The following is a 12,745-nucleotide window of genomic DNA, read 5'->3' as shown; positions in this document are numbered from 1 at the left end:
ATTATAGAATCGGGATGTTTTTGTTTGGATACATGTTTTAAAGGTAAAACATCTCGACTCCGCTAGATGACCTTGAACTTAGATAGAGAGAGTTTCTAGAAAAGGCGGGTTTGAATTCCATTAATATTATCTAAAGTTTTTGGAACTTTTAAGTTTAACCTAAGCTTTTTATATAGCATCTTAAAAGTTTATAAAATAAAGCTTCAATCTTAATTTTTTGTAGTTTTTTTAGGTAAAATAAATCAGTTAAAATGTATATTTTTACTCGTCAACCAATTATAAGGATATGCAAATAAATAAGCAATTACTAGATTTTAGTATAATTGAAAGAATTGTTGGTTGTAAACAAAATCAAAAAAAATATTTAGTCGCTAAAGATATTATATCTTCTATTGGTCTTGATAAATCATGTTTGAATAAAATGTTTATCGATTGGGCAGGCGTAGATTTAGATACTTTTTTGCTAGGAATAAACACAAATTGTTTAGAGAAATTTTCAAACCATTCAGAATTGTCTTTGTTTGATATCATAAATAATGATGAAACTTTTAGAAATAAACATTTTGATAAACCATCAAAATATATAAACACGATTTTTCTAGACGAATTTAAAAAGAACAATACTGTTATATACTATCAATATAGCGTATCAATTTTTGGAGAAGTATTAGTTGCTTTTACAGAAAAAGGAGTTTGTTATTTGGGGTTTCATGATGACAAAGAAGAGGCTGTTTTCTTATTAAAATTAAGGTTTAAGGATATTTTATTGATAGAAAAAGAGGTTGTCCATCAACTAAATATCTTAAAGCTACTTAATAACGAAAGTAGTGGATTTCAGAAAATTGATTTACATTTAAATTGTACAAAATTTCAACTTAACGTTTGGAAAGAATTGTTAAATATACCTTTTGGAAGTTTAACTACTTATGGAACGATAGCAGAGAAAGTAGGAAATAAAAATGCAGTAAGAGCTGTTGGTACTGCTATTGGTGCAAATCCAATTGCATTTGTTATTCCGTGTCATAGAGTAGTTCATCAATCTGGGATGTATGGAAATTATAGATGGGGTGCTGCTAGAAAAATTGCTATGCTAGGCTGGGAAGTTGCACAAAAACATCAGTAAAAAATGGATTTATTTACAACTTCAAATACTCCTAATATTTTACCCTTTGATGGTGAAGCAATTTTTTATGGTAGAATTTTAAATAAAAAAATGTGTACGTATTATTATCAAGTATTTATGGGTTCTATCCATTGGAAAAATGATGAGACCGTAATTTTTGGTAAGAGGATTGTTACGGATAGAAAAGTAGCTTGGTACGGAGCACGCACATTTAGTTATACATATTCTAACAGTCTAAAAGTGGCTAACTTATGGACAGCTGAGTTGCTAGAGCTAAAAGGATTGATTGAACGCATTACAGGAGAAACCTATAATTCTTGTTTGCTAAATTTATATCATGATGGAAATGAGGGAATGGGATGGCATAGTGATGGTGAAAAAGAAATGAAAAAACAAGGAGCCATAGCATCGTTGAGTCTGGGAGCAGAGAGAAAATTTGTCTTTAAACACAAAGAAACCAAACAAACAGTAGATCTTGTTTTGTTAAAAGGAAGTTTACTTGTAATGAAAGGAACAACTCAGCAATATTGGTTGCATAGTTTACCTAAAACAAAAAAAATAACAACTCCTAGAATAAATTTAACCTTTAGGACGGTAGATTACAAAAAAAGTCTTTCTGTTTAACGAAAGACTTTTTTGTAGAATAGGAGTTTTTATACAATTTTAATCGTAAGATACAATTTCTTCGTTAGAGAAATAAAACTGAGATTCAATTGCAGCATTTTCATCACTATCAGAACCGTGTACAGCATTTTCTGTAACATCAGTAGCATATAAATTTCTAATAGTTCCTTCGGCAGCTTCATCTGGATTGGTAGATCCAATTAAAGCTCTAAAGTCTTCTACAGCATTATTTTTTTCTAATACAGCGGCTATAATAGGACCACGAGACATAAACTTAACCAATTTATCGTAAAAAGATTTTCCTTGATGCACAGCATAAAATTCAGAAGCTTTTTCTGGTGTTAATCGGGTCATTTTTAAAGCGACAATTTTAAACCCAGATTTGGTTATTTTTTGGATAATAGCACCTGCATTACCAGCAGCAATTGCATCAGGCTTTATCATAGTAAATGTTCTGTTGTTAGCCATAGTATTTTTTTATCATTTGGTTATGGTGCTAATATAGTTTTTTCAAAAAAAAAAAGGAGCTTTGACAACTCATTTTTAATTGTATTTTAGCAGTTAATGAGAGCAAATGATATAGACGTTTTAAAAACGTATTTTAACGAATCCAAACAAATAGTATTCGTTTCGCACAAAAACCCAGATGGTGATGCTGTAGGATCTTCTTTGGCATTGTCTAAATTTTATGAAAAACTAGGACATCAAGTTACCGTTGTGTTACCCAATGGAATTCCTGATTTTATTTCATGGATGCCAGGAGCAGAAAAGGTGTATAGGTACGATCTTCAGAATCAGCAATCTAAAAGAGCTTTAGACAAAGCAGAAGTTGTTTTTTTATTAGATTTTAATGCATTGCACAGGGTAGGTGATGATATGCAAAATGGCTTAGAGGCTTATCAGGGTGATTTTATTATGATAGACCATCATCAAGAACCAGATACTATAGCTATGGTAACTTATTCTGATACCTCTATTTGTTCTACTTGTCAAATGGTATATCATTATATTGAAGCTTTGGGACAATTAGATTTGATTGATTCGGAAATTGCTACTTGTATTTATACAGGAATTATGACCGATACAGGTTCTTTTCGATTTGCATCAACAACAAGTACTACACATAGAATTATAGCTGATTTGATTGATAGAGGAGCAAAAAACTCTGACATACACAACTCTGTATTTGGAAACAATTCCTACAGTAGACTTCAGTTGTTAGGAAAGGCATTAACCAATTTAAAAGTACTACAAGATTGTAAAACTGCTTATATTACATTAACACATCAAGAATTGTTAGATTACAATTACGAAAAAGGAGATACCGAGGGGGTGGTAAATTATGCCTTGTCTTTAAAAGGAATTGTACTGGCTGCCATTTTTATAGAAGATAAAGATCAAGGAATTATAAAAATTTCTTTTAGATCTAAAGGATCTTTTTCTGTAAATCAGTTTGCAAGAAAGTACTTTGATGGAGGCGGACATGACAATGCAGCAGGAGCAAGATCAATGTTAACATTGGAAGAAACTGTTTCAAAATTCTTACATTTGATACCTAATTACAAACAAGAATTATTAGTTTCTTATGAAATATAAGAGTTTGGTGGTGTTGAGTCTATTGATGGTTTTTTGCAATCGTCCTGAACCCAGGAGACCCATTAACAAAAAAAAATCATCAACAGAAAATTACTCTATACTTATAAATAAAAAAATTAGAAAGTTAGAAGAACAGCTTTTAGAAGAATACATTCAAAAAGACACACTTTTATCTTATCAATTTTCACCTTTTGGTTTTGCTTATGCGGTAACCCAAAAGTCCAAAAAAACAAAGGAACAAGTCAATAAAAACACACTTTACAGATTTGAGAAAACGGTATACAATTTAAATGATGAATTGATATACCCAAAGAAAATTATAAAAAGTAGAGTAGCTACCTCAGATCTGATTGTAGGAATAAAAGAAGGAGTGAAATTAATGCACGAAGATGAGGAAATTAAATTTATTTTTACTTCATTTGTAGCCCATGGTTTTTCAGGAGATGGAAAGAAAATTAAGGCAAATATGCCCATAGTTGTAAAAATTAAACTTTTAAATATAAACAATTAAGCACAATGAATATTATTAAAGGAATCGCTTTAGGATTAGTAGTAGCAGGAATGGCTTCTTGTGGTAACCAACAAGCAGCAAGAAAAACTTCTTTAGCAACAGAACAAGATTCAGTAAGTTACGCATTAGGAGCTTACATAGGATTAAATTTTAGAGTAAGTGAAGATTTTGAAAATTTAGATTACGCAGTATTAAACCAAGCAATGAAAGAAGCTGCCGACAGTTCAAAAACGCTGTTGTCTCAAAAAGAGATTGCTCCAATTTTAATTGCTTATACAAAGAAGAAATCAGAAAAAGCAGGAGAAAAAATAAAAAAAGAAGGAGAAGCTTTTTTAGAGAAAAATAAGAAAAAAGAAGGTATACAAGTTACCGAAAGTGGATTACAATATGAAGTAATAACAGAAGGAACAGGAGAAAAACCAACTGCTGAGCAAACTGTAAAAGTTCATTACCACGGTACTACTCCTAAAGGAGAAGTATTCGATAGTTCTGTAGATAGAGGTACACCAGCTGAATTTCCATTGAACAGAGTAATTCCAGGTTGGACAGAAGGATTACAGTTGATGAGTGTAGGGTCTAAATACAAATTTTACATTCCTCAAGAATTGGCATATGGGGCAAATGCACCACAAGGAGGACAAGGAGTTATTAAAAACTACATGCCTTTAGTATTCGAAGTAGAATTATTAGAAATTGTAGAGTAATCAATTTCGTTTTACAACGACTACAAACCTCAATTGAGAAAGCTCTCAATTGAGGTTTTTTGTTTGCCAAAAATCATTTTAGAAAGTTTATATTTACGCTTTCAAAAAATAAAAATTATTCATGAGCTTATTTAAGGAACAACCATTAAAAATATACAACTCTATTAGCAAAACAAAAGAATTGTTTGAGACGGTAACCCCAGGAAATGTAGGGATGTATGTTTGTGGACCCACCGTATATAGCAATGTGCATTTAGGAAACGTACGTACTTTTATGAGTTTTGATATGGTATTTAGATACCTACAACATTTAGAGTACAAAGTACGCTATGTTCGAAACATAACCGATGCAGGTCACATGGAAGATGATGCTGATGAAGGAGAAGATAAAATAGCAAAAAAGGCAAGAATAGAACAGTTAGAACCTATGGAAGTGGTACAACGCTATACCTTAGATTTTCATGATATTCTAAAAAAACTAAACAACCAACCACCAAGTATAGAGCCTACGGCTACTGGTCATATTATTGAGCAAATTGAAATCATCAAAAAAATTGTCTCTCAAGGTTTTGCCTACGAGATAAATGGTTCTGTATATTTTGATGTGTTAAAATACAACGAAAGTAAGACTTACGGAGTTTTGTCTGGGAGGAAAATAGAAGATGCTGTGCACAATACACGTACGTTAGATGGACAGTCGGAAAAAAAGAATCCACAAGATTTTGCCTTGTGGAAAAAAGCAAGCCCACAACATATTATGCGTTGGCCTTCACCTTGGGGATTAGGATTTCCAGGTTGGCATTTAGAGTGTACTGCAATGAGCACCAAGTATTTAGGAGAGAAATTCGATATACATGGTGGTGGAATGGATTTAAAATTTCCGCATCACGAGTGTGAAATAGCACAAGCAGAAGCTTGTAACGGACACAATCCTGTAAACTACTGGATGCATGCGAACATGTTGACTATGAACGGACAAAAAATGTCTAAATCAACAGGAAACAATATTTTGCCCGGAGAACTATTTTCTGGTCATAATGATTTGTTGTCCAAACCTTTTTCGCCTGCTGTGGTTCGTTTTTTTATGATGCAAGCCCATTACAGAAGTATATTAGATTTTTCATCAGAAGCTCTAGAAGCTTCAGAAAAAGGCTATGTAAAGTTAATGGAGGCTCTTAAAACACTTAAAACTGTTGAAGCTTCAAAAACAACAAGCTTGGATATTTTGAGTTGGAAACAAAGTTGTTATGATGCAATGAACGACGATTTCAACACTCCTGTTTTAATTGCTCAATTGTTCGAATCGGTTAAGTACATCAACTTATTAAAAGAAGGAAAAGAGCAGTTAACAGCACAAGATTTAGATTTGTTTACAAACACTTTACACGTATTTATTTTTGATGTGTTAGGTTTGTTTACTGAAAATACAAGTCAAGAAAACAATAAATTAGAAGGGGTTGTTAACATGTTGATTGATATGAGGAAAGTAGCTAGAGATAATAAAGATTGGAGTTTGTCGGATCAGATTAGAGATGAGTTAAAAGCTTTAGGAATTGTGTTGAAAGATGGAAAAGGAGAAACTACATTTACGGTAGAGTAATGAAAATGCTAGTCCAAAAAATAGTGATTTTTCCATTTTTGGTCTTAATTCGTTTCTATCAAATTGCAATATCACCTTTTACACCTGCCACCTGTAGATTTCAACCCACCTGTTCGCAATATAGTGTAGAGGCTTTGCAAAAACACGGTTTAATTTTTGGAGGATGGTTGGCCTTAAAAAGAATTGCCAGTTGTCACCCATGGGGAAAAGGAGGATATGATCCAGTTCCTGAAAATAACAAAAAAATAAAAAAATGAATGTATTAGCAATTACCTGGGATCCACCAATTTATTTGTTTGGATTGGTACGCCTTTATAGTTTGATGTTTGTGATTTCTTTTGTGTTGGGATATCAAATAATGAAACATATTTTTAAGCACGAAAACATTAAAATTGAAGTTTTAGACAAACTTTTAATGTATGTGGTGTTTGCGACCATACTTGGTGCTAGATTGGGACATGTGTTTTTTTACGATTGGGCTTATTTTAGCCAGCATCCTGAAGAAATATTATTGCCATTTAAATTTAGACCTGAATTTAGATTTACAGGTTTTGCGGGTTTGGCTAGTCATGGGGCAGCTATTGGAATTATTGCTTCTTTGTGGTACTTTTCAAAAAAAGTGCTTAAAAAACCTTTGTTATATATTTTAGATAGAGTAGGGATTACAGTTGCTTTAGCAGGCTTGTTTATACGAATGGGGAATTTAATCAACTCTGAAATAATTGGAAAACCAACAGGTACAGATTATGGTTTTGTTTATGTAAAACTACAAGAAGATTTTGCTAGACATCCTACGCAGTTGTACGAAGGTTTGGGATATTTGGCTGTGTTTGCTTTGCTGTTTTACATGTATTGGAAAACAAAGGCAGCTGAAAAAACAGGTTTGTTATTCGGGACTTTCTTTGCACTTTTATGGTCTGTTCGTTTTGTAGTTGAGTTTTTTAAAGAGGCTCAAGTAGAAAACAGATCGGAATGGGCATTAAACACAGGGCAGTGGTTGTCTATACCTTTAATATTAGTAGGAGTATATTTTATAATTAATGCAATAAATAGAAAAGACAAAAGACCTAACTTAAATTAAAGTTAGGTCTTTTTTTGTATTAGTAAGGAAACAATAAACTAATTTGATAAGTGTATTGCTCTTTTTTAGAAATTTTATGATCAAGCTTGATTAGGGCTTCTGCATTTCCAAATCCAGCAAGTACTTTATAAGTTCCTTTAGCAACTATTTGTTTTTTGGGATTAAGTACCGTTACCAAGATTTCTGCATCTTGATTGGCTTTGTAAGTATAAGCCACCTTTATTTTTTTCTTTTTTATGATTTCTGGAGTAGTCGTTAATTTAGCTTCTTCTTTAAAAATAGCAACAGGATAACTATTTCTAGTTGCTTGGTCTATGGGAATTAATTTATATGCCCTAACCCAATTATAATAAGAAGTATTAATTGCATCGTTATTCAGTTCTTCTGGAGTAGGTACAGGTTTTACCCAATTGTAAGTTTCAGTAACCATATTTATTTTCATAGCTCTATCAAAAGGTTTTTCTACAACTTCGGTACTTACTTTTACATCTCCTACAAATTTATTATCTGCATAGAAAGAAACTTCGTTTGCATTTTTCCAATAAGCACCATAGGTATGAAAATCTTCCCACGACTCGGAGCTTAGTTTAGCATTACTTTTCTGACCATTTCCTTCGATGGCATTATTACCAGCAGAGTAAAATTTTTCTTTTCCTCCATTACAATCAATATAACGATAATGCGTGTTAAAATTCATTTGTTTACGGAATTTGTCAGTTCTGTTAAAAGTCCCTCCGATGCTTTCTACAATATCTAGTTCTTGACTGTATTTGTCTTTGGTACAATTTTCACCATTACTTTTTTTAGTTTCAAAATCTACAGATTGTTTTCCATTAGACATCCAAAAGGTGGTAGACATATTTATTTTAGAAGCTTTAAAATTCACTTCATAATAACCAAAGTAAGCGGTTTCTTCTTTACTTTGTACTGCTCCACCTGCAATGGTGTATCCGTTATGTGGATTTTTTAGGACAGCATTCTTAATTTGTAAGGTTCCGTTTTTTACAGAAATGGTTTCTGGAACAAATTTAGCTGGTTTTCTACCTTGCCAGCCTTTAAAAGTATCGTTCCATTTAGAGCGATCTAACGAAGTTCCGTTAAACTCATCAGAATACTGTTCGTTAACAATCCACCTATAGCCCTTTTTTGGTGTAGGAGGATCAAAAGTACTAGCAAATACATTGCTACTGAAAGCTATTAAAGCAATCCAAGCTATTTTCATAATATATTTTTATTGGTTTAATACAAGCTAAAAGTATAGGTTCCTTTTTTGCTACAAAGTCATGATAGATTTATTTTCTACTACAAATGTTTTGATTTGTTCTGCAATAAAAAACTCATCATTCAAAAAGTAGAATGATGAGTTTTTAGTACAAAAAATATACAAATCACTAGAATTTTATCTCTTGAGCTTTTACTTTTTTTCCAGTTAATGGTGTTAGGTAAAAACTATATTCATAAGTTCCAGGAGTTAGTAAATATTCTTTATGAGGTTCTGCAATAGAAGACCAAGTATTGTCTCCTCCCACACCTGTTTGTTGTGCATCTATATTTACGGTAAATACATTGCGTTTTTTTAACTCGTAAGTATGTGTTGCTTCTTGTAAATTTTCTAAGCTATAAGGCCATACGCTAAAATTGATGGTTTTTTCGGTAGAAATTAATACTCCTTTGCCTGTTTTGTTTTGCAAGCTAAACCAACGAGTACCCATGTGGTTTCCGTGTTCTTCTGGGTAAATGTATTCATAGTTCATACGGTCTGCATTGGCTTTATATAGACCTACAAAAGATCCTGTGTTTCTATCGGCATAGTTAGCATGTGGTCCTTTTCCGTAGTAAGTTACATTTTGAAACTGTTGGTCTATATCAAAAGACATTCCTATTCTTGGTGTGTTAGGTTGTCCTTCTGGGATGGTTGCTTGGTAATCGACTTTTAAGTTTCCTTTAGCAATGTAGGTATATGTTAAGTTTACCTTTGTTTTTGTAGTTTTTACAACACCTTGTATGCTAACGACTGCTTTTCCTTTTTCAGGGTTTGTAACTGTTACATTGTTTACAACAAAGTGATTGTTAGCATCCATCCACACCAATTCATCTTGTTGCTTTTTGGCTTTTCTGTATGCTTGATCGTTTTCAGTAGACGCTCTCCAAAAGTTTAGGTTAAGAGGGGCGGATAAAACATTTACACCTTCTTTAACAAATTCAGTTAACATTCCACTTTCTTTATTAATAACAACTTTGCTTTCAGTTGTTTGTAAAATAATGCTATTGCTTTTTTCTTCTATAATAAGTTTAGATCCAGAACTCATTTCTTTAACCTTAGGAGTTTCGTAGTTTAGTGCAAATTGTTCTTGAAAAACTAGGAATCCACGTTTGGCCCAAAGGGTATTGTTCTTTAGGCTTCCTTTGATGTTGATAAAAAATTCATCACCAGCTTTTGTACGAGGCTTTTTAAAATTGATAGCAATTTTGTCTGTCTGATTTGGTAAGGTGTTTAATGATGCAAGATCTCCTTGTTTAATGATCTTTCCGTTTTTTACCAACTCCCAGGTTAATTGGTAGCCTGATAAATCTTTTGCATGATGTCTATTAAGAATGGTAAATTGTCCTGTCTTAGCATCATCAGAAGTAATTACAACGGGTTGATTTACTTTTTTACATTCATAAATTTCAGGTTTGGGAGTTCTATCGGCAGCAATAATACCGTTAATACAAAATGTTCCATCATTAGGTGTGTCTCCAAAATCACCACCATAAGCAAGATACTCTACACCGCTTTTGGTTTTGGTTAATATTCCTTGGTCTATCCAATCCCAAATATAACCTCCCATAGCACGATCGTTCTTGTAAATAATGTCCCAGTATTTAGCCATATTTCCTACAGAATTTCCCATTGCATGTGCATATTCACACATAATTACGGGTCTGTTGTCTATTGCAGCAGTATCGTCAATTAAGCTTTGTAAAGCATCAGGATTTGGATACATTCTACTAATCATATCTACCCATTTAGGATCCGTTGGGTTTCCTTTTCCAATGTTAAAGTATTTTTTCTTATAATTGGGATGTGCTGGCTGTCCTTGTGCTCCTTCGTAATGGATATAACGAGTAGGATCGTACTCTTTAATCCATCCTGCCATTCCTGCATGGTTAGGTCCCATACCAGATTCGTTCCCCAAAGACCACATTACAATACTAGGATGATTTTTATCTCTTACCACCATACGAATGGCTCTTTCTAAATAAGCAGAACCCCACTCTGGTTGGTTAGAAAGTTGTCCTCTAGTTCCATGAGATTCAAGGTTAGCTTCGTCCATTACATACAATCCATATTGATCGCATAACTCATAAAAATAGGGATCGTTAGGGTAATGTGATGTTCTTACAGCGTTAAAGTTAAATTGTTTTAGCAGTTTTACATCTGCTTCCATATCGGCTCTAGTAATGCTTTTTCCGTTGGTCATGCTATGATCATGACGGTTGACACCAATCATTTTAACTACGTTTCCATTTACTAAAAAGCGACCTTTTTCATCAATTAATACTTCTCTAAAACCTACTTTGGTACTTGTAAATTGTTGTTCTATTCCTTTGTTATCTTTAACAGTAAATACCAAAGTGTACAAATAAGGATTATCCGAAGACCATTGTTTAGGGGCTTTAATTTTAGATTCCATCAATCCAAAATATACGTTGTCTCTTTGTGGATAAAACTCTCCAAAGAATTTACCTAATTTTATATTTTCGGTGTTTATAGTGTTTCCTTCTGCATCAATTAATTCCGCAGTTAAGGTCCAGTTATCAAATTTTGTTTTTAAGGGTGCAGTACCAAAATGCCCCACTTTTTTTATGTATTTATCAGCTACATTGGCTACTATTTGAGGTCTAATTTGTAACAAAGCATCTTGGTAGTTTTCATCAAAATCGGTACGGATGGTAAAATCAGCCAAACGAACTTTTGGAACAGCTTGTAGATAAACTTCTCTTTCAATACCACTCATTCTCCAATGGTCTTGTGCTTCTAAATAACTACCATCAGCCCATCGGTATACTTTTACGGCAATTTTGTTAGCTCCTTTTTTTAGATGCTTGGTTATGTCGTATTCCGATGGCAAACGAGTGTCTTCACTATAGCCAACAAATTTTCCATTTACCCACACGTAATACGCTGATGAGACTCCTCCAAAGTGCAAAATTACATCTTTGTTTTCCCAGGCATTGTCCCATTGTATAGTCTTTGTATAGTGACCTATAGGATTGTCGTTATGGTTAATGTTTGGAAAATCACTAAAAAATGGATATGTAGAGTTGGTGTATATTGGAGTACCATAACCTCTCATTTCCCAGTTTGAAGGCACATCAATAGTGTTCCATTTACTAGTATCGTAATCTGTTTTTTCAAAATCTTGAATGGCATCCGCAGGTTTTGCTACCCAGTAGAATTTCCAATCTCCGTTTAACGATGTAAAGTATTTAGATTGGCTTCTGTCTGCCTGTATAGCCTGAGTTTTGTTCTCGTATTCGTAAAAAGTGCTACGAGCAGGCATTTTGTTAATTTGGTTAACATGTGGGTTTTCCCAATCATTTTTTTGTGCTTTGGTACTTTGTAAAAAGAGTACTGTACTTAAAAGGATTACAAATTTTTTCATTATTGGTTTTTAATCATCTAGTTGAATGTGCTAAAATACAATCTGAATCCAACAATATAGAGTAACTTTTGTCTTATCCTGTGTACTATATGTTGAATTTATAACACAAAATAGGAAAATATAAAAATACCTCCGTAATTCTACGGAGGTATTCTAAAATATACATTTGTATGTATACGGATGCTGTTAAGCAATTTGTTGCAAAGCTGTATCTATAGGGGTTTCACCGCTTACAAATTCAAAACTTTTTTCGTACGCATTAGGATGGTCTATAACTTTGGTAATTACTGTTGCAACATCAGTACGGGGAACTGTTTTGCCTTTTTGTTCTAAATCACTACTTAATGTAATGTTATTGGTTGCAGATTTGTCTGTTAAGGTCCCCGGCATTAAAATTGTGTAATTCAATCCACTATGAAGCAGGTGTTCGTCTGCATCTGTTTTTGCTTGTAGATACGGAATTAAATCTTTAGGCCAATTTTCTTGTGATTGTCCAGATCCCATAGAACTTACCATAACAAATCGATCTATTTTGTTTTTTATTGCTAAGTCGATGGCTTTTTTAGCTCCCTGTCTGTCTATTAAATGTGTTTTCTCATCAGAGGTATGTCCGCCACTACCAGCAGTAAATATCACTGCATCAATTCCTTTGTATGCGTGTTGAAAATCTTCTTCTAAATCTGCAATAACAGTGTTTATTCCTTTTTCTGCAAATGTTGCTTGCTGTTCAGGTTTGCGTAACATTGCTATAGGTTGATGATTTGATTTTTTTAGTTTTTGAGCTACTTGTTGACCAATATTTCCATTGGCTCCAATAATCAATACTTTCATATGCTGATTTATTTTTGGTGTGATGT

At 33.1% G+C, this 12,745-nt stretch carries 12 protein-coding genes; 8 read left to right on the top strand and 4 right to left on the bottom strand.

The window, feature by feature from the left end; translation table 11 throughout:
• Positions 1-286: 286 nt before the first annotated feature.
• On the top strand, positions 287-1,123 hold the full coding sequence (locus tag FS85_RS16115) for a methylated-DNA--[protein]-cysteine S-methyltransferase (RefSeq protein ID WP_010135672.1): 837 nt from the start codon (positions 287-289) through the stop codon (positions 1,121-1,123).
• A gap of 3 nt (positions 1,124-1,126) precedes the next feature.
• On the top strand, positions 1,127-1,747 hold the full coding sequence (locus FS85_RS0108090; RefSeq protein WP_010135671.1) for an alpha-ketoglutarate-dependent dioxygenase AlkB family protein: 621 nt from the start codon (positions 1,127-1,129) through the stop codon (positions 1,745-1,747).
• 39 nt (positions 1,748-1,786) lie between these two features.
• Here FS85_RS0108090 and FS85_RS0108085 read toward each other — a convergent pair whose 3' ends face one another.
• On the bottom strand, positions 1,787-2,215 hold the full coding sequence (locus FS85_RS0108085; protein WP_010135669.1) for a nucleoside-diphosphate kinase: 429 nt from the start codon (positions 2,213-2,215) through the stop codon (positions 1,787-1,789).
• A 96-nt stretch (positions 2,216-2,311) separates the two neighbouring features.
• Between FS85_RS0108085 and FS85_RS0108080 the strand changes: the two genes are divergently transcribed.
• From FS85_RS0108080 to lgt, 6 genes are all read left to right on the top strand, one after another.
• Positions 2,312-3,343, top strand: coding sequence for a DHH family phosphoesterase (locus FS85_RS0108080; RefSeq protein ID WP_010135668.1), 1,032 nt, complete (start codon positions 2,312-2,314; stop codon positions 3,341-3,343).
• Positions 3,333-3,854, top strand: coding sequence for an FKBP-type peptidyl-prolyl cis-trans isomerase (locus tag FS85_RS0108075; RefSeq protein ID WP_010135667.1), 522 nt, complete (start codon positions 3,333-3,335; stop codon positions 3,852-3,854). The genes FS85_RS0108080 and FS85_RS0108075 overlap by 11 nt, the downstream gene beginning before the upstream one ends.
• A 5-nt stretch (positions 3,855-3,859) precedes the next feature.
• Positions 3,860-4,558 carry an FKBP-type peptidyl-prolyl cis-trans isomerase gene (locus FS85_RS0108070; protein ID WP_010135666.1) on the top strand — a complete coding sequence of 233 codons (699 nt, stop codon included), beginning with the start codon at positions 3,860-3,862 and terminating at the stop codon, positions 4,556-4,558.
• Between the two features lie 121 nt (positions 4,559-4,679).
• Positions 4,680-6,158, top strand: a complete 1,479-nt coding sequence (cysS, locus tag FS85_RS0108065; RefSeq protein ID WP_010135665.1) for a cysteine--tRNA ligase — start codon at positions 4,680-4,682, stop codon at positions 6,156-6,158.
• Positions 6,158-6,415, top strand: coding sequence for a membrane protein insertion efficiency factor YidD (gene yidD / locus FS85_RS0108060; protein WP_010135664.1), 258 nt, complete (start codon positions 6,158-6,160; stop codon positions 6,413-6,415). Before cysS ends, yidD begins: the two co-directional genes overlap by 1 nt.
• Positions 6,412-7,239 (top strand): prolipoprotein diacylglyceryl transferase, encoded by an 828-nt coding sequence (gene lgt, locus FS85_RS0108055; protein ID WP_010135662.1) that lies wholly within the window; start codon positions 6,412-6,414, stop codon positions 7,237-7,239. Before yidD ends, lgt begins: the two co-directional genes overlap by 4 nt.
• Positions 7,240-7,258: 19 nt before the next feature.
• On the opposite strand, the gene FS85_RS15340 is transcribed toward lgt, so the two are convergent.
• The 3 genes from FS85_RS15340 to FS85_RS0108040 form a co-directional block, all read right to left on the bottom strand.
• The gene (locus tag FS85_RS15340) at positions 7,259-8,461 is read right to left on the bottom strand and encodes a family 16 glycosylhydrolase (RefSeq protein WP_010135661.1); all 1,203 of its coding nucleotides are present in this window, start codon (positions 8,459-8,461) and stop codon (positions 7,259-7,261) included.
• Between the two features lie 169 nt (positions 8,462-8,630).
• Entirely contained in the window at positions 8,631-11,888 is a 3,258-nt protein-coding gene (locus FS85_RS0108045; protein WP_010135660.1) for a glycoside hydrolase family 2 TIM barrel-domain containing protein, read from the bottom strand.
• A 186-nt stretch (positions 11,889-12,074) separates the two neighbouring features.
• Positions 12,075-12,719, bottom strand: a complete 645-nt coding sequence (locus FS85_RS0108040; protein ID WP_010135659.1) for an SDR family oxidoreductase — start codon at positions 12,717-12,719, stop codon at positions 12,075-12,077.
• Between the last annotated feature and the right edge of the window lie 26 nt (positions 12,720-12,745).

The sequence above is a fragment of the Ochrovirga pacifica genome, from assembly GCF_000220525.1.
Classification (GTDB): Bacteria; Bacteroidota; Bacteroidia; order Flavobacteriales; family Flavobacteriaceae; genus Ochrovirga; species Ochrovirga pacifica.
This window is presented reverse-complemented; position numbering and strand designations above follow the sequence as displayed.